Annotated in this window: 22 protein-coding genes; 14 read left to right on the top strand and 8 right to left on the bottom strand. The window is 71.9% G+C overall.

Annotation, left to right across the window (positions count from 1 at the left end):
* Window positions 1–87: 87 nt before the first annotated feature.
* The 5 genes from BJ982_RS25330 to metH all read right to left on the bottom strand — a co-directional run bounded on the left by BJ982_RS25330 (window position 88) and on the right by metH (window position 8,510).
* Entirely contained in the window at window positions 88–1,857 is a 1,770-nt protein-coding gene (locus tag BJ982_RS25330) for an ABC transporter substrate-binding protein (protein WP_184884035.1), read from the bottom strand.
* 56 nt (window positions 1,858–1,913) lie between these two features.
* Window positions 1,914–2,909 (bottom strand): ABC transporter permease, encoded by a 996-nt coding sequence (locus BJ982_RS25325; protein WP_184884033.1) that lies wholly within the window; start codon window positions 2,907–2,909, stop codon window positions 1,914–1,916.
* A 779-nt stretch (window positions 2,910–3,688) separates the two neighbouring features.
* On the bottom strand, window positions 3,689–4,192 hold the full coding sequence (locus BJ982_RS25320; protein WP_184884031.1) for a cellulose synthase: 504 nt from the start codon (window positions 4,190–4,192) through the stop codon (window positions 3,689–3,691).
* A 132-nt stretch (window positions 4,193–4,324) separates the two neighbouring features.
* Window positions 4,325–4,969: an HAD family hydrolase gene (locus tag BJ982_RS25315; RefSeq protein WP_184884029.1), complete on the bottom strand. Its 645-nt coding sequence runs from the start codon at window positions 4,967–4,969 to the stop codon at window positions 4,325–4,327.
* 58 nt (window positions 4,970–5,027) lie between these two features.
* Complete coding sequence (metH, locus tag BJ982_RS25310; protein WP_184884027.1) at window positions 5,028–8,510, bottom strand: methionine synthase; 3,483 nt, start codon at window positions 8,508–8,510, stop codon at window positions 5,028–5,030.
* A gap of 209 nt (window positions 8,511–8,719) precedes the next feature.
* Here metH and BJ982_RS25305 point away from each other — a divergent pair, with 209 nt between their 5' ends.
* Complete coding sequence (locus tag BJ982_RS25305; protein ID WP_184884025.1) at window positions 8,720–9,574, top strand: PAC2 family protein; 855 nt, start codon at window positions 8,720–8,722, stop codon at window positions 9,572–9,574.
* Window positions 9,575–9,927: 353 nt separating this feature from the next.
* A complete protein-coding gene (locus BJ982_RS25300; RefSeq protein ID WP_184884023.1) occupies window positions 9,928–10,482 on the top strand; it encodes a hypothetical protein in 555 nt (184 codons plus the stop codon).
* Here BJ982_RS25300 and BJ982_RS25295 read toward each other — a convergent pair.
* Window positions 10,454–11,770 carry a uroporphyrinogen-III synthase gene (locus BJ982_RS25295; protein ID WP_239123372.1) on the bottom strand — a complete coding sequence of 439 codons (1,317 nt, stop codon included), beginning with the start codon at window positions 11,768–11,770 and terminating at the stop codon, window positions 10,454–10,456. The genes BJ982_RS25300 and BJ982_RS25295 overlap by 29 nt on opposite strands.
* Window positions 11,771–11,966: 196 nt before the next feature.
* Between BJ982_RS25295 and BJ982_RS25290 the strand changes: the two genes are divergently transcribed.
* The 11 genes from BJ982_RS25290 to BJ982_RS25240 all read left to right on the top strand — a co-directional run bounded on the left by BJ982_RS25290 (window position 11,967) and on the right by BJ982_RS25240 (window position 18,580).
* On the top strand, window positions 11,967–12,446 hold the full coding sequence (locus BJ982_RS25290) for a peptide deformylase (protein WP_184884021.1): 480 nt from the start codon (window positions 11,967–11,969) through the stop codon (window positions 12,444–12,446).
* 136 nt (window positions 12,447–12,582) lie between these two features.
* On the top strand, window positions 12,583–13,311 hold the full coding sequence (locus tag BJ982_RS25285; RefSeq protein ID WP_184884019.1) for a hypothetical protein: 729 nt from the start codon (window positions 12,583–12,585) through the stop codon (window positions 13,309–13,311).
* 3 nt (window positions 13,312–13,314) lie between these two features.
* Window positions 13,315–14,610: an SRPBCC family protein gene (locus BJ982_RS25280; protein WP_239123374.1), complete on the top strand. Its 1,296-nt coding sequence runs from the start codon at window positions 13,315–13,317 to the stop codon at window positions 14,608–14,610.
* A 146-nt stretch (window positions 14,611–14,756) separates the two neighbouring features.
* A complete protein-coding gene (gvpJ, locus tag BJ982_RS25275) occupies window positions 14,757–15,164 on the top strand; it encodes a gas vesicle protein GvpJ (RefSeq protein WP_184617466.1) in 408 nt (135 codons plus the stop codon).
* A gap of 1 nt (window position 15,165) precedes the next feature.
* Window positions 15,166–15,993, top strand: a complete 828-nt coding sequence (locus BJ982_RS25270) for a GvpL/GvpF family gas vesicle protein (RefSeq protein ID WP_184884018.1) — start codon at window positions 15,166–15,168, stop codon at window positions 15,991–15,993.
* 1 nt (window position 15,994) lies between these two features.
* Complete coding sequence (locus BJ982_RS25265) at window positions 15,995–16,216, top strand: gas vesicle protein GvpG (RefSeq protein ID WP_184884015.1); 222 nt, start codon at window positions 15,995–15,997, stop codon at window positions 16,214–16,216.
* Between the two features lie 46 nt (window positions 16,217–16,262).
* Window positions 16,263–16,658 (top strand): gas vesicle protein GvpO, encoded by a 396-nt coding sequence (locus tag BJ982_RS25260; protein ID WP_203959327.1) that lies wholly within the window; start codon window positions 16,263–16,265, stop codon window positions 16,656–16,658.
* 1 nt (window position 16,659) lies between these two features.
* Window positions 16,660–17,136 (top strand): gas vesicle protein, encoded by a 477-nt coding sequence (locus BJ982_RS25255; protein WP_184884013.1) that lies wholly within the window; start codon window positions 16,660–16,662, stop codon window positions 17,134–17,136.
* Window positions 17,137–17,174: 38 nt separating this feature from the next.
* Entirely contained in the window at window positions 17,175–17,972 is a 798-nt protein-coding gene (locus tag BJ982_RS25250; RefSeq protein ID WP_184884012.1) for a GvpL/GvpF family gas vesicle protein, read from the top strand.
* A 25-nt stretch (window positions 17,973–17,997) separates the two neighbouring features.
* Window positions 17,998–18,258 (top strand): gas vesicle protein, encoded by a 261-nt coding sequence (locus tag BJ982_RS25245; protein ID WP_239123375.1) that lies wholly within the window; start codon window positions 17,998–18,000, stop codon window positions 18,256–18,258.
* Complete coding sequence (locus BJ982_RS25240) at window positions 18,239–18,580, top strand: gas vesicle protein K (protein ID WP_184884010.1); 342 nt, start codon at window positions 18,239–18,241, stop codon at window positions 18,578–18,580. Before BJ982_RS25245 ends, BJ982_RS25240 begins: the two co-directional genes overlap by 20 nt.
* Before the next feature lie 7 nt (window positions 18,581–18,587).
* On the opposite strand, the gene mshC is transcribed toward BJ982_RS25240, so the two are convergent.
* Window positions 18,588–19,811: a cysteine--1-D-myo-inosityl 2-amino-2-deoxy-alpha-D-glucopyranoside ligase gene (gene mshC, locus BJ982_RS25235; RefSeq protein ID WP_184884008.1), complete on the bottom strand. Its 1,224-nt coding sequence runs from the start codon at window positions 19,809–19,811 to the stop codon at window positions 18,588–18,590.
* Between the two features lie 201 nt (window positions 19,812–20,012).
* Here mshC and BJ982_RS25230 point away from each other — a divergent pair, with 201 nt between their 5' ends.
* Entirely contained in the window at window positions 20,013–22,169 is a 2,157-nt protein-coding gene (locus BJ982_RS25230) for a serine/threonine protein kinase (protein WP_184884006.1), read from the top strand.
* An 83-nt stretch (window positions 22,170–22,252) separates the two neighbouring features.
* On the opposite strand, the gene BJ982_RS25225 is transcribed toward BJ982_RS25230, so the two are convergent.
* Window positions 22,253–23,011, bottom strand: coding sequence for an NRDE family protein (locus tag BJ982_RS25225; protein WP_184884003.1), 759 nt, complete (start codon window positions 23,009–23,011; stop codon window positions 22,253–22,255).
* Between the last annotated feature and the right edge of the window lie 213 nt (window positions 23,012–23,224).

The following is a 23,224-nucleotide window of genomic DNA, read 5'->3' as shown; positions in this document are numbered from 1 at the left end:
GGCCATGGCGGCCGGGTCCGGTGGGACCCGGCCGCCGAAGCCTTCACCTGCTTTCGACGAGCGTTCCCGGGGTTCTCCCGGACCGGTTTACTGGGTGCTCAGCGTGAGGTACTCGTAGGTGCCCCAGTTCTGGCTGACGAAGACGTTCTTCAGCGTGGGCGGCCGGTAGAACAGGCCGTGCGCCCACACGTACGGAAGGATGAACGCGTCGTCCATGACCTTCGCGTCGACCTGCGCCCAGACGTCGTTGCGCTTGGCCGCGTCGGTCTCGCCGGCCGCCTGGTCGATGAGCTTGTCGATCTCCGGGTCCTTCACCGTGAGGTTGGTGTTGCCCGCGGGACGGATGACCCGGCTGTCGACGATCTGCTGGAAGAAGCCGAAGCCCTCGGGGTAGTCGGCGCCCCAGCCGTAGACCATGAGGCCCAGGTTGTTCTTCGTGGCGAATTCGGGCTTGCCGGCGTACAGCTTGAAGTAGTCGCCCTGGGGGTAACCCTTGAGCTCCAGCTTGATGCCGATCTTGCCGAGCGACTGCTGCAGCGCCTCGGCGGTCTGCTTCTCGGCGGCCCGCTCGTTGCGGAAGGAGATGCTGGTGCTGAAGCCGTTGGGCTGGCCGCAGGCCGTCAGTTCCTGCTTGGCCTTGTCGATGTCACCGGTGGGGTGGGCCTCGACGCCGTAGGGGTCGATCTTCTTGTAACCGGTCATCGTGGACGGCATGAGGCTGAGGGCGACGTCGCCACCGGCGTCGGGGCCGCCGTAGACGCCCTGGATGGCCGAGCGGTCCGCGGCGTACATCACGGCCTTGCGGCAGTGGACGTTGTCGAACGGCGGCACGTCACCGTTGATGTTGGTGAACCAGGTGCGCGCGATCGGCGCGGAGTCGGAGTACTGCTTGCGCTTGTCGTCGGTCAGGACGCTCTTGCGCGCGTTGGCGCCGACGCCGGTGCTGTTCACCTTGACGTCGATCTTGCCGGAGAGCAGGCGCTGGTCGAGGTCGTCCTCGTTCTGGCCCAGCAGCACCTCGATGGAGTCGTTGAGCTGCTTGCGGTTGGGGTCGCTGGCCGGGTCCCAGTTGGTGTTCTTGACCAGTTCGATCCGCTTGCCCAGCTCGTGCGACTTGAACATGTAGGGGCCGCTGGCGACCGGGTGCTCCTTGTACTTGGAGCCGGTGTCCTTGGCCGCCGGCACGGGAGCCGTCTGCGGGAGCATCGCGAAGTAGTCGAAACCGCCGTACGCCTTCTTCAGGTGGAAGACGATGGTCCGGTCGTCGGGGGTCTCGATGCCCTTCCAGCCGTCGATCTTGCCCTTGTCCTTGTACGGGCCCTTGTAGTCGCCGGCGTCGATCCAGTCGTTGAAGTAGGTGGGGCCGCTCGGGAGGATGTCCTTGTCGAGGGAGCGGGCGACGGCGTACTTCACGTCCTTGGACGTGATCGGGGTGCCGTCCTCGAACTTCACGCCCGCGCGGAGCTTGTACGTCCAGGTCTTGCCGCCGTCGCTCGGCTTGCCGAGCTCTTCGGCGAGGTCGGGGACGAGCTGGAGGCCCTCCTGTCCCGGCACCGGCTTGAACATGGTGAGCGCGCGGCTGTAGAGACGCGCGAAGTTCCACGCGTAGCCGTAGTACATGTCGCCCGGGTCGACGGAGTCGAAGTCGCCCGGCATGCCCATGCGGAGCGTGCCGCCCGTCTTCTCCGAGGGGTTCACGATCTGCTCGACTCCGGCGTTGAACTTGCTGGAGGGAGCCGCGTCACCGCCGCCGCTGGAGCCGCTCTTGGCACCGCCGCCGCCACCACCGCAGGCGGCCACCACCAGGGCGAGGCCCGCGGTGGCCACCACCGCCGACGCCTTGGATTTGAGGTTCATGGACCTGACACACCCCTTGAAGCTAGGAGTACCGAAATTGCGAAACACTCACGCGCTCATCGGGCCTTGGGATCGAAGGCGTCCCTCAGGCCGTCACCGAGCAGGTTGAACGACAGCACGGTGATGAAGATCGCGAGACCGGGGAAGATCATGTAGTTGGGCGCCACCTGATAGTTGTGCACCGCGTCGGCCAGCATGCCTCCCCAGGTCGGGGTGGGCGGCCGGACGCCGACCCCGAGGAACGACAGCGCGGCCTCGAACAGGATGTTCGTCGGGATCAGCAGCGTCGCGTAGACGAGGATCGGCGCCAGCAGGTTGGGGAGGATCTCCTTGAACAGGATCGTGTGGCTGCGCGCGCCCAGGCTCCTGGAGGCGTCGACGAACTCACGTTCCCGCAGGGACAGCGTCTGGCCCCGGATGATCCGGCCTATGTAGGGCCAGTTGAAGAAGCCGATGATGAACACGAGCAGCGTGATCCTCAGCGTGTCCCCCGAGAGGCCGAACGCCTTGTCGGGGATCACCCCCGCCAGCGCCAGCGCGAACACCAGCAGCGGGAAGGCGAGGAAGATGTCCATCAGCCGGCTGATGATCATGTCGACCCAGCCGCCGAAGAAGCCCGCGATCATCCCGAGCAGCGTGCCGAGCATCACGCACAGCAGGGTGGCGAAGAACGCGATCAGCAGCGAGATGCGCGCGCCGTAGAGGACCCGGCTGAACAGGTCACGGCCGGTGGTCGGCTCGACGCCGAACAGGAAGTCCCAGCTCATGCCGCCGAAGGAGCCGATGGGAGCCTGGATGGCGGGGTCGATCTTCTCTCGGTGCCACTCCGCGGGCGGGTGTCCCAGCCACGACACCAGCAGCGGCGCGAAGATCGCGATGAGGATCAGTAGAACGATCACCACTCCGCCGACCACGGCGATGCGGTCGCGCTTGAGCCGCATCCATGCGATCTGTCCGAGCGACCGGCCCTGGATCGCCTTGGCCGGCCCGTCCAGCACGGCCTCCGGCGAGGCCTCCAGCTCCTTGCTGGAGGCGTCGAGCGGTGCGGTCATAAGTGTCGGCTCCCTGGATCCCAGACGATGTTGTCCGTCTGGCGCGGCCGCCCGTCCGGTGGTGGCGGGCGGGCGTCGCCCCATGTTGCATGCAGGGCCGTGTATAGGCCCCGGACGCAGAATCTACGTGCTGAGCTGCGATGACCAGTACCTTCGCACGCTATGTGGCTCAACTGTGATTCTTGCGAAATTCATTCGTATCGATCTTGGACCGAATATTCGGGAGCTGTCCGGGTTGTGTCTCAGAACCGTGACACGGCACGCGGAAACCCGGCGGCGCGCACCCTCGTGACACCCCGGCGCGGACCCGGCGGCGCGCACGACCGCAGGGATCCGGGGCGTGATCAAGGATTGCCGATCTTACCGAGGGGTGCCCCGGCCCATCTGGAGGCGCACAGGCGGCACCATACCGTTATGGAAACGTGATGCCACCGTCGTCGAGCGGCCTGATCCGCATGCCGGGCGAGGGCTCAGAGGACGCCGGATGCACGGGCGCGCCACGATCGTCCGGTACAGGGATGGGCGCGCATATCACAGATCTTCGGCACCGGGGTGCGCTCGCCCGCGATGTGGGGTATGTCTTGGTCGTCGCCGCCCGGACGGGGGCATGCCGTACGTGCCTCCGCCCGCGCGCGGCGGCACTCGCCGCCGGCCCCTGTCAGCCCAACGCGAGACCGCGGCCGCGGCGGATCCGGCCGCGCCGGCCGCACCCGTGCGGTGGAGGGAACGCCACCGTCCACCGCACGGCATCCTCGCCCTCGCCGGACCCGCGAAGCGCGCTAGCTGATGCCGCGGCGCTTGAGGATCTCTTCGATGTCCGACAGGTCGTCGTCGGCGGGCGCCGCCGCGGCGGCGGGACGGCGGCGGGGCAGCGGCGGCCGGTTCGGCTGCGTCGGCGCGCCCGCGCTCACCGCCGGGGCCCCCGCGGCGTCAGGGACGGGCTCGGGAGCGGCCTTCTTCCCGGAGCGCTGCCGTGCGGCGCCCCGGCCCAGCATGACGCCGGACACCAGGTACAGCACGACGGCCAGCCCCGTCACGGCCACGCCCGCCCACACCGTCGGCGAGAACACCAGCCCCGTGACGAAGCCCACCGCGGCCGTGCCCATCTTCCACAACGTGGCCAGCGCGCCGGTCAGGTAGGCGGCGATCGGGATCAGCGACCACGCGGCCAGGCGCAGGCCGGACGCCGCCCCCCGCCTGCGGAACGCCAGAAAGCTGAGCACCAGGCCGACGGCGGTCAGTCCCCCGCACAGCGGAAGCCAGGCGATCTGGTCGAACGACATAAAGGTTCGCCCCCTTGTTCACGGCTTTCCGTTCCATCCTGGCACGCGGACGCGCCCCGCCCCCTCATCCCCAAGGATGGGCCACCCCCTAAGGGAGGAGGAGGAAGCTCCTCCGGGACGCGCGCGGAGGGCTCAGGAGGCGGCGAGCGCGCGCAGCGCCGCCACGTCCACCTGCTTCAGCGACTCGACGACCAGGCGCCTCGGAGCGGGCGGGACGGGCACGACGCTCGGGACCGCCACGACCGCGCACCCCGCGGCGGTGGCGGCGGCGACGCCGTTCGGGGAGTCCTCCAGCGCCACGCACCGCGCCGGCGGCACGCCCACCCGCTCCGCCGCCAGCAGGTACGGCTCGGGAGCGGGCTTGAAGTTCCGCACGTCGTCCCCGGTGACGACGATGTCGAAGTGCTCGCGGCCGACGCCGTTCAGCACCGCGTCCGCCATCAGCCGGGCGGAGGAGGTGACCAGCCCCGTGGGCACCCCCGCCGCGCGGATCTCGCCCAGCAGCTCCAGCGCGCCGGGCATCACGTCGAAGCCCTCCGCCAGCAGGGCGAGCACGCCGTCGAGCATCCACGCCTCGATCTCGGCGGGATCACGGTCCGACCCGGCGACCCTCAGCATGTACGCCACCGTCGCCGGCATGGAACCGCCGACCAGGTTCTCCTGGTCGGCCTGGGTCCACGCGGCCCCCAGACGTCGCATGACGTCGGACTCGACCTGAAACCAGAGCTTCTCGGTGTCCACGAGAAGCCCGTCCATGTCGAAGAAGACCGCGTCCACTTAGAACCCTCCTGTCGGCTTTAGGTACACCCTGACCGTACCGTCTGGCCGACAGGGGTCAGACGTTGAAGTATTTGGCTTCGGGGTGGTGAACGATCATCGCGGAGGTCGCCTGTTCGGGGTGCAGCTGGAACTCCTCCGACAGCGACACCCCGATCCGCTGCGGGTCCAGCAGCTGGAACAACTGCCGCTGGTCCTCCAGGTTCGGGCACGCCGGATAGCCGAACGAGTACCGGCAGCCGGTGAAGTTGACCTTCAGCATGTCCTCCAGCGTCTCCCCGCCGCCGATGCCCAGCTCGGCGCGGACCCGGGCGTGCCAGTACTCGGCCAGCGCCTCGGTCAGCTGCACCGACAACCCGTGCAGTTCCAGGTAGTCGCGGTAGGCGTCCTTGGCGAACAGCTCGGCGGTGGCCTGGGAGATCCGCTCGCCCATGGTGACCACCTGGAAGGCCACCACGTCCACCTCACCGGAGCCGGCCGGGCGGAAGAAGTCCGACAGGCACAGATGCCGGTCCCGGCGCTGACGCGGGAAGGAGAACCGGGTCCGCTCCCGCCCCGCCTCGTCCAGGATGATCAGGTCCTCGCCGGCCGACACGCACGGGAAGTACCCGTACACCACCGCGGCCTGCAGCAGGTTCTCGGTCTGCAACCGCTCCAGCCACATCCGCAACCTGGGCCGCCCCTCAACCTCGACCAGCTCCTCATACGAGGGCCCCGAACCGCCCGTGCCGGTGCCGCCGCGGGCGGGTTTGAGGCCCCACTGGCCCATGAACGTGGCCCGCTCGTCCAGGAACGCGGCGTAGTCGGCCAGCGCGATCCCCTTGACCAGCCGGTCCCCGGAGAACGGCGCGACCGGCAGCGGGTTGTCGGCGGCCACATCAGAGCGGGCGGGCAGGGCCTGCTCAGGAGTGCGGGTCAAGGTGGCGCCGGTCTTGACGCGGCGTTCCCGAAGCGGCGGCAGGGCGGCGCCGGGGGTGCCGTGTTTGACGGCCATGAAGGCGTCCATCAGCCGCAGCCCCTCAAAGGCGTCGCGGGCGTAGCGGACCTCGCCCTGGAAGGTGTCGGCCAGGTCCTGTTCCACGAACGCCCGGGTCAAAGCGGCGCCGCCGAGCAGGACGGGGAAGCGGGTGGAGATGCCGCGGGAGTTCATCTCCTGCAGGTTCTCCTTCATGATGACGGTGGATTTGACCAGCAGGCCGGACATGCCGATCACGTCGGCGTCCTTTTCCACCGCGGCCTCCAAGATGGCCGACACCGGCTGCTTGATGCCCAGGTTGATGACCTCATAGCCGTTGTTGGACAAGATGATGTCCACCAGGTTCTTACCGATGTCGTGCACATCGCCCTTGACGGTGGCCAGCACGATCCGGCCCTTGGACCGGCCCTCCACCCGGTCCATGTGCGGCTCCAGATACGCCACCGCCGCCTTCATCACCTCGGCCGACTGCAACACGAACGGCAACTGCATCTGGCCCGAGCCGAACAGCTCCCCGACCGTCTTCATGCCCTCCAGCAACACCTCATTGATGATCTCCAGAGCGGGCCGGGTGACCAGCGCCTCCTCCAGGTCCGCTTCCAGGCCCTTGCGCTCCCCGTCCACGATGCGGGCCTTGAGCCGCTCGGTCAGCGGCATCGCCGCCAGCTCCGCCGCCCGGTCGGCGCGCACCGCCGCCGCGTCGACTCCCTCGAACAACTGCATGAACCGGGCCAGCGGGTCATAACCCTCACGCCGCCGGTCATACACCATGTCCAACGCCACCTGGCGCTGCTCATCGGGGATACGCGCCATCGGCACGATCTTGGAGGCGTGCACGATCGCCGAGTCCAGCCCCGCGTTGACACACTCGTTGAGGAACACCGAGTTCAACACGATCCGTGCCGCCGGATTCAATCCGAACGAGATGTTCGACAGGCCGAGGGTGGTCTGCACCTGAGGGTAAAGGCGCTTGATCTCGCGGATCGCCTCGATGGTCTCGATGCCGTCCCGGCGGGTCTCCTCCTGACCGGTGGCGATCGGGAAGGTGAGGGAATCGATGATGATGTCCTCGACCCGCATACCCCAATTACCGGTCAGGTCCTCGATGAGGCGGGAGGCCACCCGCACCTTCCAGTCGGCGGTGCGCGCCTGCCCCTCCTCATCGATGGTCAAAGCCACCACGGCCGCGCCGTGCTCCTTGACCAAGTGCATGATCTTGGTGAACCGGGAATCCGGGCCGTCGCCGTCCTCGTAGTTCACCGAGTTGATGATCGCCCGCCCGCCCAGCATCTCCAACCCGGCCCGCAACACCGCAGGCTCAGTGGAGTCCAGCACGATCGGCAACGTGGAGGCGGTGGCGAACCGGAACGCCAGCTCCCGCATGTCGGCCACCCCGTCCCGGCCGACATAATCCACACACAAGTCCAGCATGTGCGCCCCGTCACGCACCTGACCCCGGGCGATCTCCACGCACTCGTCCCAGTTCTCGGCGAGCATCGCCTCACGGAAGGCCTTGGAACCGTTGGCATTGGTGCGCTCCCCGATCGCCAGATACGAGGTGTCCTGCCGGAACGGCACATGCTGGTACAACGACGCCGCGCCCGGCTCCGGACGCGGACGGCGCTCCACCGGCTGGTGGCCGCCGACCGCCTCCACCACCTGACGCAGATGCTCCGGCGTGGTGCCGCAGCAGCCGCCGACCAGGCCCAGGCCGTACTCGCCGGTGAACTGCACATGAGCCGCCGCCAACTCCTGCGGCGACAGCGGATACCGCGCCCCGTCGGCGGTCAGCTCCGGCAACCCCGCATTGGGCATGCACGACAACGGCAGCCGGGCATGACGGGCCAGATAGCGCAGATGCTCGCTCATCTCGGCCGGACCGGTCGCGCAGTTCAACCCCAGCACATCCACACCCAGCGGCTCGATCGCCGACAGCGCCGCCCCGATCTCCGACCCCAAAAGCATCGCCCCGTTGGTCTCGATCGTCACCTGCGCGATCACCGGCACATCACGCCCCGCCGCCGCAACCGCCCGACGCGCCCCCACCACCGCCGCCTTGACCTGCAACAAATCCTGACACGTCTCCACGATCAACGCATCAGCCCCACCCGCGATCAACCCCGCCGCGTTCGCCTCATACGCATCCCGCAACGCCCCGAACGCCACATGCCCCAACGTCGGCAGCTTCGTCCCCGGCCCCATCGACCCCAAAACGAACCGCGGCCGCTCCACCGAGGAGAACCCATCCGCCACCTCCCGCGCCAGCGCCGCCCCCGCCCGCGACAACTCGAACACCCGATCGGCGATCCCGTACTCCCCCAGCGCCGCCAGATTCGCCCCGAAGGTATTGGTCTCCACACAATCCACACCCACCGCGAAGTAGGCCTCATGCACCCCACGCACGATGTCCGGACGCGTGACGTTCAACACCTCGTTACACCCCTCATGACCATCGAAGTCATCCAGCGAGGGGTCATAGGCCTGCAACATGGTGCCCATCGCACCATCGGCCACCAGGACGCGCTGGGAGAGCTCACGCCTGAAGGAGGAGGCTTCACGGTTCATGCGCCCAAGACTAGCGGCCGGGGGAAAACGGAACCCGACGCCGTTGCACGCGCGTCCAATTGGGACGGTCTCGCGTACGGCTATCCCCCTCTCGGTGACACTGACCGCCCCTCAACGAATAGGCTTGGTTAGGTATAAGGCCGCCGCCGGCGGCCGAGAGGGCGATTCATCCCGCGAACGCCCTCAGCCAGGCCAGGAGGAGGCGGCGCGTGATCGAGCTCGAAGGGCTTCCCGAGCTCGTCGACCCGGTGCTGATCGCCGCGTTCGAAGGCTGGAACGACGCGGGCGAGGCGTCGAGCGGCGCTCTGGCGCATCTTGAGACGGCGTGGAAGGCCACCCCGCTGGTCGAGCTCGACCCCGAGGACTACTACGACTTCCAGGTGACCCGCCCCGTCGTCGAGCTCGGCGACGGCGTCGCCCGTTCGATCGTGTGGCCGACGACGCGCCTGCTGGTGGCGCGGCCCCCGGGCAGTGAGCGTGACGTCGTGCTGCTGCGCGGCATCGAGCCGAACATGCGCTGGCGCACCTTCTGCTCCGAGATCGTCGGCATCTCCCTGGAGCTGGGCGTGGAGACGGCGGTGCTGCTCGGCGCGCTGCTGAACGACTCCCCGCACACCCGGCCCGTGCCCATCGTGGGCAGCGTGAGCGATCCGGGCCTGGCCCGCTCCCTGAACCTGGACCTGACCCGGTACGAGGGCCCCACGGGCATCGTCGGCGTGCTCCAGCACTCCCTGGGCGCGGCGGGCACCAAGACGATCTCGCTGTGGGCGTCGGTGCCGCACTATGTGGCCCAGCCTCCGAACCCGAAGGCCACGCTCGCGCTGCTGAGCCGTATGGAGGAGATCCTGGAGATCCCCATGCCGCTCGGCGAGCTGCCCGAGGAGGCCCGGGCGTGGGAGCACGGGGTGGACGAGCTGGCCGCGCAGGACTCCGAGGTCGCCGAGTACGTCCGCGAGCTGGAGGAGCGCAAGGACGCCGCCGACCTGCCGGAGGCCAGCGGTGACGCCATCGCGGCGGAGTTCGAGCGTTACCTGCGCCGGCGGGACCGCGACAGCGACGGCTGAGCGGCTCTGAGCGGCCCGCGTCCGTACCGCGGGGCGGGCGGCTTGGTGACGGGCGGTGACGGGCCGCGGCGCGCGCAGTTCTCGTTATTCTCGGCGCGGGCCGCCGATCTCGGGTAATAATTGGCCGCTGCGTCGTTCCGCACCCGCACGTCCGGGCGGCACCTCACACGCGGCGACGATTCGACAACGGAGACAGTCCTCCGGCTCCGCGCACCCCCCGGCCGCAACGCCACCCGCGTGCTGAACCTTTACATACTGCGCACCCTGGGATCCCCATGGCGACGACTCAATACCCTGACCCGCACAAGAAGGCACAGGAGACGCGGCGACGCGTCCTCGAAATGGCCGCATATATGAAACAGGACGTCCGGGACGCGGCGCGTCCGTCGGACGGCGCCGCGTACCCGCAGCTCCGCGGCGCGACGCCCGCCCAGGCGGTGGACCTGTTCCTGGTCCTGCTGCAGGACCGCCTGCCCGTCTGGCTGCGCACGCTGGACGCTCTGCTGCAGAAGGCCGGCAAGGGCCGGGTGAACGACAACCTGCTGCCGGTGGTGAGGGCGGGCATCGACTACTACGCCGAGGTGCAGGCCGCGGCGATGCCCGCGTTCATCTCGCCGTCGATGACCGTGCGCTTCCGCGAGGCCCTGCGCGAGAGCGATCTCGGCCCCGCCGCCGAGATCGCCGCGCTGGCCGAGTACCTGGCGAGGGAGCGGAGCCTCGGCCGGGTGGCTCCGGACGTGACGCCGGAGGCGAGCGCCCGGTTGCTGCTCGCGGGCTGCTTCCGGCACGCCTACTACGAGGCGTTCATCGGGGCGGGCTCGGGCCTGTCGCGGGACGACTGCGCGGCCGAGATCGTGCGGGAGCTGCGGCTGGAGGCGGTCAGTTCCCCTTCGGCCGCGCTGTCCTGACCGCTCCGGCCGCCCGGCGGTCGCAGGCCAGGCGGTAGCCGCGTTTGACCACGGTCTCGACGATGCCGGAGCGGCCGAGGGCGCGGCGCAGCCGGGTGACGGCCATCTCGACGGCGTGCTCGGCGGAGTCGCGCTCGGGGCCGCCGGGCAGCACGACGCGCAGCTCGGCGCGGGTGACCACATGCCCGGGGCGCTCGGCCAGCCGTTTGAGGACGGCCATGGGGGCGGGCGGCAGGGGTTGCAGCTCGCCGTCGACGGCGACGGCGTGCCCGCGGATCTCCAGGCGGTGGGCGCCCGCGGTGAGCCGGGTGACGCCGTGCTCGGGCAGGTGTCCGGCCAGGGCGTGGGCGAGCGCGCCGAGCCGTGAACCGCAGGGCTGGACCACCGGCACGCCTTTGGCGAGCAGCGGCGCGGCGGTGACGGGGCCGACGCAGGCGGCCACGGCCGAACCGGCGAGCGCCGCGAGCAGTGGGTCCTCCAGGTGCTCGGCGCGGGCGGCGTCGAGCGTGGCGCGCACGGCGGGCGCGCTGGTGAAGGCGATGGCGTCGATCGAGCCCGCGATGGTCCTGAGGATGAGGCGGCGCAGCGGCGCGGGGTCCGGGCTGGGCGTCCAGTTGTAGACGGGGGCCTCGATCACGGTGGCCCCCGCGGCGCGCAGGGCGGCGGCGAGCCCGGCGAGCGGCTCGCCGGGCGGTTGCAGGACGACGCGGCGTCCGCGCAGGTCCTGGTCCAGCAGGTGCCGTTCGATGTCCTCCAGGAAGTCGGCGGGCGGGCTCCCGTGCTCCGCGAGCCCGGCGGCGCGCACGGCGCCGCGGGATTTGGGCCCGCGGCACAGCAGGCGGGCCTGGGAGAGGCGGGCGGTCAGCTCGGCGCCGAGCCCCCAGCCGTCGGCGGCGGCCATCCAGCCGCGAAAGCCCGCGCCCGTGGTGACGACGACGTCGTGGACGGGGGCGTCCAGGCACGCGAGAGTGGCGGCGAGCAGGGGCGCGTCGTCGGGGATCGGGACGAGGCGGATGGCGGGGGCGCGCACGACGCGGGCGCCCCGGCGTTCGAGGAGGGCGGTGAGCTCCTCGCCGCCCCGGGCGGCGGTGACCCCGATGCTGAAGCCGGCCAGCGCGTCCGGCGCGGTCCGTGAACGGAGGGCCGGAGCCGGGAGCTCGTCCGCCGGTGTGGCGGTCGTCCCGTGCTCACCTCCGCCGGAGGGGCGGGGGACGAGGGCCGGCGTGCCGGGACCGGCGGGCCGCGCGGTCGGCATCACAGGCGCCTGCGGGGAGTGTGAGATCGGCATGGTTCCGATGGTGCTTTCCGGCCGTTTCGCCGCTGGGTCCCTCCTGTTACCTCTGTGCTACATCCGGACGGCGCCCGGGGGCGTCCGATTCGCGGACGGCGCCGGGCGGCCTTATCTTCGGCGACGGTTGCCTTCGCGCCGATCCGGGAATCCCTCGGAGGCGTCCAGCCGTCCGCCGACACCCCCGGGAGCGCGCATGACCAGCGTCCAGCCGATCAGGCTCTTCGCCGACCCGGTGTTGCGCACCGTGGCAGCGCCGGTCACGGCCTTCGACCGCTCCCTGCGTGAGCTGGTCAAGTCCCTGCAGGTGACCATCCGCGCCGGGGCGGGACGGGCGGGGCTGGCCGCGCCGCAGATCGGCGTGCCGCTGCGGGTGCTCGTGTTCGAGCTGGACGGCCGCGCGGGGCATCTGGTGAACCCTCGCCTGGAGGTGTCCGAGCGCAGGATCGTCGCCGACGAGGCGTGCCTGTCGGCGCCGGGCGTGTGGTGGCCGCTGGAGCGGTCGTACTCGGTGGTCGCCAAGGGGCGTGACATGTTCGGCAAGCCGGTCACCGTCCGGGCGCTCGGCATGCTGGCCCGGGTGCTGCAGCACGAGGCCGACCACCTGGACGGCGTGCTGTTCAGCGATCACCTGCCCGAGGACGAGCGGGAGCGCTTCTTCGCCGCGCTGGCATAAGGCCTGGCCAAGCCGGGGCGGGCACCTCCATCTTCTCCGCGCGCTATGTCCATTTTTTCCGGTTAAGCGCGTTCTGTGCTGATGTGGGCGGGTAGGGCAGCAACCGTCGATCCCTCAGCCGGAGAAGGAGGCAGTCGTGGTAAGCGGACTCAAGGTGGCCGCGGCGGTCGCCCTCGGCTACTTCCTCGGCAGGCATCGCAAGTTCAAGCTGGCGATCGCCCTGGCCGTGGCGGGCGCGACCGGCAAGCTCGGCGGAGCCCGCGGCAACCTGCTGGAACAGGGGATGAAGCTGGCCAGCGCCTCCCCGGAACTGGAGAAGATCCTCCAGAGCGTCCGCGGCGAACTGTTCGAGGCGGGCAAGGCCGCCGCCAAGGCCGCCGCGTCCCGGCAGGTCACCGCGCTCAGTTCCAAGCTGCAGGAGCGCGCGGAGGCACTGCAACACGCGGCGGGCGTCGCGGCCGGGGCCGAGGAGGCCGCCGGCGAGGCGGCGGCGGAGGCCACCAGGACCGCCACCGGAGCCACCAGGGCGGCGCGGGGCGGCGTCTCCGGCCTCAGGGACCGCGCGGCGAGCGGCCTCAGAGGCGCCAGGGCCCGGGTGCGCCCGCGCCGTGAGGAAGAAGAAGAGGAAGAGGGCTACGAGGACCGCTACGCCGATTACGGCGAGGAGGAAGAAGAGGAATACGAGGAGCCGCGGCGGCGCGGCCCCTCCCGTGCGCGGCGCGAGACCGACCGGGACTACGACGAGGAGGACCGGGAGTACGAGGAGGAGGAAGAGCCGGAAGAGGACGAGGAACCGGCGCCGCGCGGGCGCGTCGTGCGCGAGCAGGCGCCGCCGCGGTCCCGGCCGGTCCGCCGGAGGGAGTGACCGATGGCCGACGACGGCAAGGGCGGACTGACGAACCCGCTCAAGCAGCAGATTCGCGGCCTGGCCGGCGTCGCGGGCAAGCTCGCGCTGTCGGCGCTGCGGCGCAAGGTGGAACGTACCACCAAGCAGCTCACCAGCTTCGCCGACGGCGACGGCTTCCGCACCCTGGGCCAGCTCGCCGGGGCCGAGGGCGGCGGCGGGCGCGTCAAGGGCCTGGCCAAGATGGCCTGGGGCGGGCTGAAACGGCGGCTCGGCTTCGGCAAGCGCAAGCTCAAGTTCGCCAACATCGTGGAGAGCGTCGACATCGGCGCGCCCGTCGACCTGGTCTACAACGTCTGGACGCAGTTCACGGACTGGCCGACCTTCACCAAGAAGATCGAGAAGGTCACCCAGGACAGCGACGAGAAGATCACCTGGCAGGTGCAGGTCTTCCTGCCGCGCCGGACCTGGGAGGCCACGATCACCGAGCAGGTGCCGGACGAGAAGATCGTCTGGAGCTCCAAGGGCGCCAAGGGGTACGTGGACGGATCGGTGACCTTCCACGCGCTCGCCCCGGCCATGACCCGGGTGCTGATGTCGCTGGAATACCACCCCAAGGGCTTGATCGAGCACATCGGCAACTGGTGGCGGGCCCCGGGCCGCCGCGTCCGCCTGGAGTTCAAGCACATCCGGCGCCACATCATGGTGCACGTGCTGCCCGACCCCAGTGACATCCAGGGCTGGCGGGGCGTGATCCACGAGGGCGAGGTCGTCAAGGACCACGAGACCGCCGTGCGCGAGGAGGAAGAGGAGCGCGAGCGGGCCGAGCGGGAGGAGGAGCCCGAAGAGGAGACCCGCGCGGCCGAAGAGGGCGAGGAAGAGGAGCCCGAAGAAGAGCTCGAAGAAGGCGAAGAGGCCGAAGAGGGCGAGGAAGGCGAAGAGCCTGAGGGCGAAGAGGAGCCCGAGGAGGAGCGCGGCCGGGCACGGCGGCGGCTGGCCTGGGGCAGGCGCGGGGAGCGCGGCCCGAGGTCCCGCCCGGCCGAGGAGGAGGGCCCTCCGGCCCGGCGCGGCCGCAGGGGCGAGGAGCCCCGCCGGCCCCGGGAGGAGCCGAGAGAGCCCGGAAGGCACAGCGGACGCGGAGAGGCCGAGGAGCACGAGGAGCGGCGTTCCTCGCGGCGCGGGTCCCCGGCGTCCGAGGAGCGGCCGCCCGCGCGGCGGCGGCGCGCCGAGGGCGAGGAGCGGCCCGTCCGGCGCCGGCGCGCCGAGGCGGAGGAGCCGCCCCCGCGCGGCTCCCGGCGCAGAGGCGAGGAAGGCCGGTGAACCATCGCGCCCGCGCCCCGGCGACGTCCGCAAGGACCACGAGGGGCGGGCGCCGACGAAGCGACGGCGACGGCCGTGACCACCGCGACGACGACAACGACGACGGCAACGAGACACCACGGTAACGAGGAGAAGGAGCAGGGCGAATGACGATCGTGCAGCCCTCAGGGGGCGGGGCGGCCGGCAGGCCGTCCTCGTCGGGCGGCGGATTGGCCGACGTCATCGACACGATTCTGGACAAGGGTCTGGTCATCGACGCGTACGTCAGCGTGGCGCTCGTGGGCATCGAGCTGCTGACCATCAACGCGCGCGTCGTGGTCGCCAGCGTGGACACCTACCTGCGCTTCGCCCAGGCGGTGAACCGGCTGGACCTCACCGAGGGCCAGAAGGGGCTGCCGGAGCTGATGCAGGACATGACCCAAGGCGTGGCCAAGTCGAAGACCAAGGGCATCGCGCAGGGCGCGCTGGAGGCGGCGGGCGACAAGCTGCGCGAGTTCGCCGGAGAGTACGCCGAGCAACCCGCGCGCCGCAGGCGCGGCCGACAGGAGGACTGACATGGCCCCTTCCACGCCGAACGCCGCCTCGCGCGAGCGGGGCGCCGCCGCGGGGCGTCCCGAGACCGAGGCGGCGACCGCGACGGCGTCCTACGTGTACGGCATCCTGCCGGCGGACGTCGAGTTCGACCCGGAGGAGCGCGGAGTGGGCGATCCGCCCGGCAAGATCGGCCTGGTGCGGCACGAGGACATCGCGGCCCTGGTCAGCGACCTGCACCCGACCGGGCCGCTCGGCAGGCCCGCCGACCTGATGGCGCACCAGCGGCTCCTGGACGACGTCGCCGCCGAGGTGCCCGTGCTGCCGCTGCGCTTCGGCGCGGTCATGGAGAACCGGGAGGCGGTGGCCCGGGAACTGCTGGCCCCGCATCTGGACGAGTTCCGCGCCGCCCTCGAACGGCTGGAGGGGCACGCCCAGTTCGTCGTCAAGGCCCGGTACGAAGAGGGCGCCCTGCTGCGGGAGGTCCTCCAGGAGCAGCCGGAGGCGGCGCGGCTGCGCGAGGAGATCCGCGGCCTGCCCGAGGACGCGACCTGGGACGCCAGGATCAGGCTCGGGGAGATCATCAACGAGGCCGTGGAGGCGAAGCGGGAGGCCGACAGCCGCGCCCTGGCCGAAGGGCTGGCCCCGCACTGCGCCGCGGTCGTGATCAGGGACCCGACCCACGAGGAGGACGCGGCGCACCTCGCCTGCCTGGTGGACTCCGACCGGCAGCAGGAGTTCGAGGAGGCGCTGGAGGAGTTCGCCGCCCGCTGGGAGGGCCGCGTCACCCTGCGCCTGCTCGGCCCGCAGGCGGCCTACGACTTCGTGGCGGCCAAGGAGGGGGACGGCTGACATGGGCCTGCTAGGCATGATCTTCGGCCTGCCGCTCGCCCCGGTCAAGGGCCTCATCAAGCTGGGCGAGCTGATCGAGGAGCAGGTCGAGACGCAGCGTCGCGACCCGGCCGCGGTGCGGCGGCGGCTGGAGGAGGTCGAGCGGCTGCGCGAGCAGGGCCTGATCACGGCGGAGGACGAGGCGCGGGCGCAGGAGGAGATCCTCGGCCAGATGATCGGCTGACCGTGCGGGGCCGCCCGGGGCGGGGGTACCGAGAGGAGGTGGGGTCGTGCCGGTGAATCGGGGACGCCGGAGCGGGGGCGAAACACGCGGATACGCGCCCGACGACTCCTACGACGAGGACGACTACGACGAGGACGCCGGACGGCCCCGCCGCGACGAGGGTGTGGGGCGGCGGCGCCTGACGGCCGTGTCGGCGGGCAGCGTGGCGCTGCGGCAGATCGCCGAGCTGACCGGCAAGGACGTCGAGGGCGTCACGCTGGTGCGGCCGTCGGAGGACGGCTGGACGGTGGAGGTCGAGGTCGTCGAGGACCATCGCGTCCCCTCCTCGGGCGACACGCTCGGGATCTACGCGGTCGACCTGGATCCCCAGGGCGAGCTGAGGTCCTACCGCCGGGTGCGCACCTACAAGCGCGCCCGGGGCGACACGGGTGGGGTGGGGTGAGATGTCCGACCCGACGTCCGGCGTGATGTCACCGTACGGCAGGCGGGCGCCCGCCGCGCGCGACTCCGGGGGCAACCTCGGCGACATCCTGGAGCGCGTGCTCGACCGGGGTGTGGTGATCGTGGGCGACATCCGCGTCAACCTGCTCGACATCGAGTTGCTCACCATCAAGCTGCGGCTGCTGATCGCCTCGGTGGACACCGCGCGCGAGCTCGGCATCGACTGGTGGGAGCACGACCCGTGGCTCAGCTCCAAGGACCGCGACCTGATCGAGGAGAACCGCAGGCTGCGCCGCAGGCTCGCCACCATCGAGGAAGAGGACGCCGCGCGGGGGCGGCCGACCATCGAGGGGCCGCGCCGGGAGCAGGCCTTCGACGACCGGGAGCTCCGGTCGTACGAGGAGCGCGAACGGCGGGAGCCGCGGGGCTACGACGAAGGGGAACGGCGGACTCAGGGGGGCCGGGAGCGGCGCGGCTGACGTCCGCCCGTCTCCCGCCGACCGGGAGGAGGAAGACGGTGCCCGGCAGCGGAACGTACCTGTACGCGATCAGCCGTGAGGGGGACCGGGGCTCGGCCGTGCCGCCGCCCGGCCTGGCGGGCGTGGCCGGGGCGCCGGTCCGCACGGTGACGCACGGCGGCCTGGTCGCCTACGTGAGCACCGTGCCGCTGGAGGAGTTCGGCGAGGAGCCGTTGCGGCGGTCGCTGGAGGACCTGGAGTGGGTCGGCGAGACGGCCCGCGCCCACCACCAGGTCGTGGAGGCCGTGGGCGCGGGCGCCGCCACCGCCCCGGTGCGGCTCGTCACGGTGTACGGCGGCGACGACCAGGTGCGCGACATGCTGGAGCGGCGGCACGACGACTTCGCCGCGGTGCTCGCGCGGGTCGCCGGGCGCCGCGAGTGGGGGGTCAAGGTGTACGCGCGCCCCGCGGCGCCCGCCGCCGAGGAGAGCGTCCCGGCGGGGACGGAGACCCGGCCCGGGACGGCGTACCTGCGGCGGCGCAAGGCGAGCCTGCGCGGCCGTGACGAGGCGTGGCGGCAGGCCGCCGAGCGGGCCGAGCACATCCACGAGTCGCTGACGCACATCGCGGTGGCCGGCGCGCGGCACCGGCCACAGGATCCGCAGCTGTCCGGCAGGGACGACTGGATGCTGCTCAACGGCGCCTACCTGGTGGACGACGCGCGGCGCGAGGAGTTCGCGGCGGCGGTCGACGGGCTGCGGGAGCCGGGCATCGAGGTGGAGCTGACCGGCCCGTGGGCGCCGTACTCGTTCACCGCGCTGGAGTTCGCCGGGTCCGGGGGCCGCGATGCGGGGTGATACCGGGGCCGCGGCGGCGGAACCCGTGACCCTGCGGGAGCGTGAGGCCCCGATGGCGCCGCGCGGGGCCGCGCCGGCCGCAGAGGGACGGCTGCCGCCCGAGCGGGTCACGCTGGTGGACCTGCTGGACCGGCTGCTCGCGGGCGGCGTGGTGGTCACCGGCGACCTGGTGCTGTCCATCGCCGACATCGAGCTGGTCCGCATCTCGCTGCGGGCGCTGATCATGTCGGTGCGCGGCGCGGAGCCTCTGGAGACGGGGATGCCCTATGACGTCGAGCGGTACTGAGCCCGCGCAGCGGCCTCCCGGCGACGACGCGCCGGTGTCGGCGGGGCGCTGGCACCTGAAGGCCGACCCCGAGACGGTCGAGCGCGACCTGACCCGGCTGGTCCTCACCCTGGTCGAGCTGGTGCGCCAGCTCGTGGAGCGCCAGTGCGTGCGGCGCATGGACCAGGGCGACCTGTCGGACGAGCAGGTCGAGGCGCTCGGGGTGACGCTGATGCGGCTGGAGGAGGCCATGACCGAGCTGTGCGAACGGTTCGGCGTCTCGCCGTCGGACCTGAACCTCGACCTCGGCCCGCTCGGCACCCTGCTGCCGACCGACCGCTAGAACTCTCCTACAGCCGGACGCCCAGCAGGGAGTCCGCCACGGCGCGCACCAGCCCCGGCGCCGAGGTGTCCGCGCCCTCCCCGGCGGCGGCGCGGGCCACCCAGTCGTCCACGGCGGCCACGGCGCCCGGCGCGTCCAGGTCGTCGGCCAGACGCTCCCTGACCTCCCGCAGGACCGGCGCCGCGTCCGGGCCGGCGGCGAGGTTCACGGCCGTCCGCCAGCGCGCCAGCCGCTCGATCGCCTCGGCGATCTGGCCGTCGGTCCACTCCCAGTCGGAGCGGTAGTGGTGGGAGAGCAGGGCCAGGCGCACGGCCATCGGGTCGTGCCCGGCGCGCAGCCGGGACACGAAGACCAGGTTGCCGCGGGACTTGGACATCTTCTCGCCGTCCAGGCCCACCATGCCCGCGTGGACGTAGGCCCGGGCGAACGGCCACTCGCCGGTGGCGATATGGCCCTCGCTCGCGCCCATCTCGTGGTGGGGGAAGATCAGGTCCGAGCCGCCGCCCGACACGTCGAAGCCGGTGCCGAGGCGGGTCAGGGCGATCGCGGTGCACTCGACGTGCCAGCCGGGCCTGCCCGGGCCGAACGCCGAGGGCCAGGAGGGCTCCCCGGGGCGCTCGGCGCGCCACAGCAGCCAGTCCAGCGGGTGGCGCTTGCCCTCGCGATCCGGGTCGCCGCCGCGCTCGGCGAACAGCTCCAGCATCTGGTGCTCGGTGTACCCGGAGACCGCGCCGAACTTGGGGGCCGCGGCGGAGGAGAAGTAGACGTCGCCGTCGATCTCGTAGGTGGCGCCCTTGTCCTTCAGCCGCTCGATCAGCTCGGCGACCTGGCCGACGACCTCGGTGACGCCGACGTACTCGCGGGGCGGCAGCACCCGCAGCGCCTCCATGTCGGCGCGGAACAGGTCGATCTCGCGCCCGGCCAGCTCCCGCCAGTCGAGCCCGTCGCGCTCGGCGCGCTCCAGCAGGGGGTCGTCCACGTCGGTGGCGTTCTGCGTGTAGTGGACCTCGTGGCCCGCGTCCCGCCACACGCGGTTGACCAGGTCGAACGCCAGGTAGGTGTTGGCGTGCCCCAGGTGGGTGGCGTCGTAGGGGGTGATGCCGCACACGTACATGCGGGCCGTGGGACCGGGAGAGGTCGGCCGCACCTCGCGGGAGGAGGTGTCGTAGAGCCGGAGCGGAAGGCCGGCGCCGGGCAGAGGAGCTATCTCGGGAGCAGGCCACGATCGCATGTGCTGAGCCTATCCATGGCACGCTCTGGTGGGATCACCCTGGGGTGTCCGTTTCGCCAGACTAGGGGTGGCTCGCCCGGCGGAATCGTCGAGGGGCAAACCCATACCGGATGGTGCAGGACGTGGCAGAATCTTGCCGCCACGGGTATGGGGGGCTCGGCGGCTTGAGGTTCGCTGCCAGGGAGAGCTCACTTGCCGGCTTTGAGGTCTTTGGATCCGTCCGATCCACCGCGGGTCGCCTCCTACCGGCTCACGGGCCGCGTCGGCGAGGGCGCCCACGGCGTCGTGTACGCCGCCGAGACCGGGTCGGGCGCGCGGGTGGCGGTCAAACTCCTGTACCGGCGCCTGTCCGAGGACGAGGGCGTGCGGCGGGCCTTCGGCACGGAGCTGCGGCGGGCGCAGCGCGTGCCGGGCATCCACGTCGCGCGGGTCCTGTCCTACGGCATCCACGACGGCCGCCTCTACCACGCCGTCGAGTACGTCGAGGGGCCGTCGCTGGCCGAGGTCGTGGAACGGTACGGGCCGCGCGACGGCGCGGAGCTGGAACGACTGGCGATCGCGACCCTGGGCGCCCTGGCCGACGTCCACGAGGCGGGCACCGCGCACGGCGGCTTCGGCCCCGGCTCCGTGCTCATGGGCCCGGACGGCCCCCGCGTGATCGACGTCGGCGTCGGCCGTGCCCTGGACACCGTGCGGCCCGTCGGCGCCGTCCCGTCCCCGGCCTCCGCCTTCACCGCGCCCGAGCGGCTGGCGGGCGCGCCGCTCGGGCCTGAGGCCGACATGTTCGCCTGGGCGTGCACGCTGGTCTACGCCGCGACCGGGCGGGCGCCCTTCGGCGCCGGCGCGGTGTCCGGCGTGGCCGACCGGGTGCTGAGCGGCCCGCCGGACCTGTCGATGCTGCGAGGAGCGCTGTCGGAGGCGCTCACGGCCTGCCTGGACAAGATCCCCGCCCGCCGCCCGACCGCCCGCGAACTCCTCGGACGTCTACGCACCCCACACCTCACCTCCTGGAACTCCGTCTCCCCCCTCTACATGCCCCCACCGCCCCCAGGATCGGCCCTGCCCCCATCAGCCGACCCGTTCCCAGGACCCGGCCCGCTGCCTGGAACCGCCGCACCCCCAGAAACGGCCGCGTATCGAGAAACGGCCGTACCTCCAGGAACCACCCCCGGAAGCACCACCCCGTTCTCAGCGACCACGCACCCCGGAACCTCCCCCTTCCCGAGGGCGGCCACCTCCCCGGGAACAGGCGGGACGGCCGTCTGGGGACACCTTCCGACCGCACCCCGAAACCCCACACCCCCCACCACCGCGCCCTCAAACGTCACACCTCCGACCATCACGCCCTCAACGGTCAGTCCCCCCAACGTCACGCCCCACAACGTCACGCCCCACAACGTCACGCCGCCGAACGTCACGCCGCCGAACGTCACGCCCCTCGACGCCGCGCCCGCGCACGAGGGCCCGATCCCCTCACACCTCGGCGCGTCCCGGCCTCCTCTCCATGTGATCACCGGCACCGCGTCGGCGGCCCCTCCCACTTCCCCTGGGGACGTCCCACACGGGCACCCGCAGGGATCGACCGCCATCACCGGCTCCACGACCCCCCTGGAACAGGATCCGGCCACCGGGCCCGGCCTCTCACCCGCCATCACAGCGGGCGTGCCGGCGGGACAGGCGAACATGCCGGGGACCGGGGCGGCGAGGGTGGGGCGCAGGGGTGCGGGATCGAGTCGGCATGCCCTGCCTCCCGCGCACGGGGAGGGCACGGGAGGGACGCCGTCGTCCACCGGCGGGCGGGGCGGGGTTCGGGGCCGGCGGAGGCGGCGCGTGCTGAGCGTGGCCGTGGTCCTCGCCGGAGGGCTGGCGCTGGCCGCCGTCGTGGCCGTGATCCTCGCGCCCGGACGGCCCGGCGGGCTGGAGGTGCCCGGCGCGTTCGGCCCTCCGCCCACTCTGATGCCGGGGCCGTCGGCGGGCGACCCGTCGGCCACCGACCCGACCCCGGTGCCCTCGCCGCCCAAGCCGAGCCCCACGCCGACGCCGAGCCCCACTCCCCCGCGCACCAGCCCGCCCGCCCCGAGGCCCGTCCTGCTGGTCAGCCCGACCAAGTACCGGGTCACCTCGGACTACATCGTCTACGTGAACATCCGGCTGCGCGCGCCCGGGGGCACCGTGCGCTGGCGGGCCTCGATGAGCGAGGGCGGGGTGCTCAGCTCGACGCAGGGCACGATCCGCGCCGGCCGCTCGGCCACGATCACCGCCTACGGCACGCCGTACTGCAGCACCTCGCGGATCCGGTTCACCTCCAACGGTGGCGCCAAGACCGTGACGATCACCTGGGGCGGAACGCAGTGCTGATCAGGGGAAGCCGTACTGCTCAGAAGAGGGTCGTGATGATGAGGTGCCGTACTGATCACGCTTTGCCGATCAGGCGGTGTTGATCAGGCGGTGACCGGCACGGGCGACCAGGTGCCACGGGCGGTGGGGGCGCCGGGACGTCCGTCCGGCCAGGGCAGGAACTCGTAGCGCAAGGCGTCGGGCGCGAGCGCCACGAGCGTGACCGAGGTCGTGCCCCACATCCGCCCGCCGGGTAGTTCCTGGCGGACGACCAGGGCCCGGGGATCCGTGACGGGTAGGCCCGCCCCCGCGGCCAGCGTCCGCCACCCCTCCCAGGAGTCGCCGGAGGCGTCACGGGCGGACGGGCGGGGCGCGGCGGCGAAGCGGGGGCGGAAGTAGGCGGCGCGCGGGCCGCCCTCCCCCGGCTCCCTTCCTGCGTTGACGATGACGTGCGTGCCCTCGGGGAGCTTGTCCTCGGTCAGGGCCGCGCCGTCCCAGCTCCACATGCGCACGCCCGCCGGCTCGGCCACGAGCAGGTGAAAGGGGTCGTAGTGGGAGAGATCAACGTCGGGGAGCGCCCCGGAGGCGGCGGCGCGCAGGGGAAGCCCGCCGCGGCTCCTGCGCCGCTCGGGCGCGGCAAGGGCGCCACGGCCGTTCAGCAGCGCGGCGACGCGGGGCGCGGCCGGGTCGGCGGCGAGCCAGGTGCCACCGGCCTCCAGGTCACGGCCGCCGTACAGCCCGGGAAAGCCGGGCCAGTGGGCCGCGGGCGCCTCCCAGGGCCGCGTGAGGACTTCGTCCCGCACGCCCGCGAGGACCACGGGGGTATCCGCGTCGGGCAGAAAGGAGATGACGACCGTGCACATGCCCGTTCCCTCCAAGGCCGGTAGAGATGGACAGACCTTGGCAGCGTACGCCGATGTCCGGAAAGCCGGAAATAGCGGTCCTCCCAAACGCCCCAGGCGTTCCCGGCGGCGGGAAGGGCCGTGACCGTACGGGTGCGACGGAGCTAGCCCGCGGTGAGTAGACGGCTTGCGACGGCAGGGAGGGCCATGCCCGTATGGGTGCGACGGGCCTCA

This window comes from Sphaerisporangium siamense (assembly GCF_014205275.1).
In the GTDB taxonomy this organism is placed as follows: domain Bacteria; phylum Actinomycetota; class Actinomycetes; order Streptosporangiales; family Streptosporangiaceae; genus Sphaerisporangium; species Sphaerisporangium siamense.
This window is presented reverse-complemented; position numbering and strand designations above follow the sequence as displayed.

Excerpts from the sequence above, each read along its gene's own strand:
- BJ982_RS25330 (WP_184884035.1), bottom strand. The coding sequence starts at position 1,857 with ATGAACCTCAAATCCAAGGCGTCGGCGGTGGTGGCCACCGCGGGCCTC.
- BJ982_RS25325 (WP_184884033.1), bottom strand. The coding sequence starts at position 2,909 with ATGACCGCACCGCTCGACGCCTCCAGCAAGGAGCTGGAGGCCTCGCCG.
- BJ982_RS25320 (WP_184884031.1), bottom strand. The coding sequence starts at position 4,192 with ATGTCGTTCGACCAGATCGCCTGGCTTCCGCTGTGCGGGGGACTGACC.
- metH (WP_184884027.1), bottom strand. The coding sequence starts at position 8,510 with ATGAACCGTGAAGCCTCCTCCTTCAGGCGTGAGCTCTCCCAGCGCGTC.
- BJ982_RS25300 (WP_184884023.1), top strand. The coding sequence starts at position 9,928 with ATGAAACAGGACGTCCGGGACGCGGCGCGTCCGTCGGACGGCGCCGCG.
- BJ982_RS25295 (WP_239123372.1), bottom strand. The coding sequence starts at position 11,770 with ATGCCGATCTCACACTCCCCGCAGGCGCCTGTGATGCCGACCGCGCGG.
- BJ982_RS25290 (WP_184884021.1), top strand. The coding sequence starts at position 11,967 with ATGACCAGCGTCCAGCCGATCAGGCTCTTCGCCGACCCGGTGTTGCGC.
- BJ982_RS25280 (WP_239123374.1), top strand. The coding sequence starts at position 13,315 with ATGGCCGACGACGGCAAGGGCGGACTGACGAACCCGCTCAAGCAGCAG.
- gvpJ (WP_184617466.1), top strand. The coding sequence starts at position 14,757 with ATGACGATCGTGCAGCCCTCAGGGGGCGGGGCGGCCGGCAGGCCGTCC.
- BJ982_RS25270 (WP_184884018.1), top strand. The coding sequence starts at position 15,166 with ATGGCCCCTTCCACGCCGAACGCCGCCTCGCGCGAGCGGGGCGCCGCC.
- BJ982_RS25265 (WP_184884015.1), top strand. The coding sequence starts at position 15,995 with ATGGGCCTGCTAGGCATGATCTTCGGCCTGCCGCTCGCCCCGGTCAAG.
- BJ982_RS25255 (WP_184884013.1), top strand. The coding sequence starts at position 16,660 with ATGTCCGACCCGACGTCCGGCGTGATGTCACCGTACGGCAGGCGGGCG.
- BJ982_RS25240 (WP_184884010.1), top strand. The coding sequence starts at position 18,239 with ATGACGTCGAGCGGTACTGAGCCCGCGCAGCGGCCTCCCGGCGACGAC.
- mshC (WP_184884008.1), bottom strand. The coding sequence starts at position 19,811 with ATGCGATCGTGGCCTGCTCCCGAGATAGCTCCTCTGCCCGGCGCCGGC.
- BJ982_RS25225 (WP_184884003.1), bottom strand. The coding sequence starts at position 23,011 with ATGTGCACGGTCGTCATCTCCTTTCTGCCCGACGCGGATACCCCCGTG.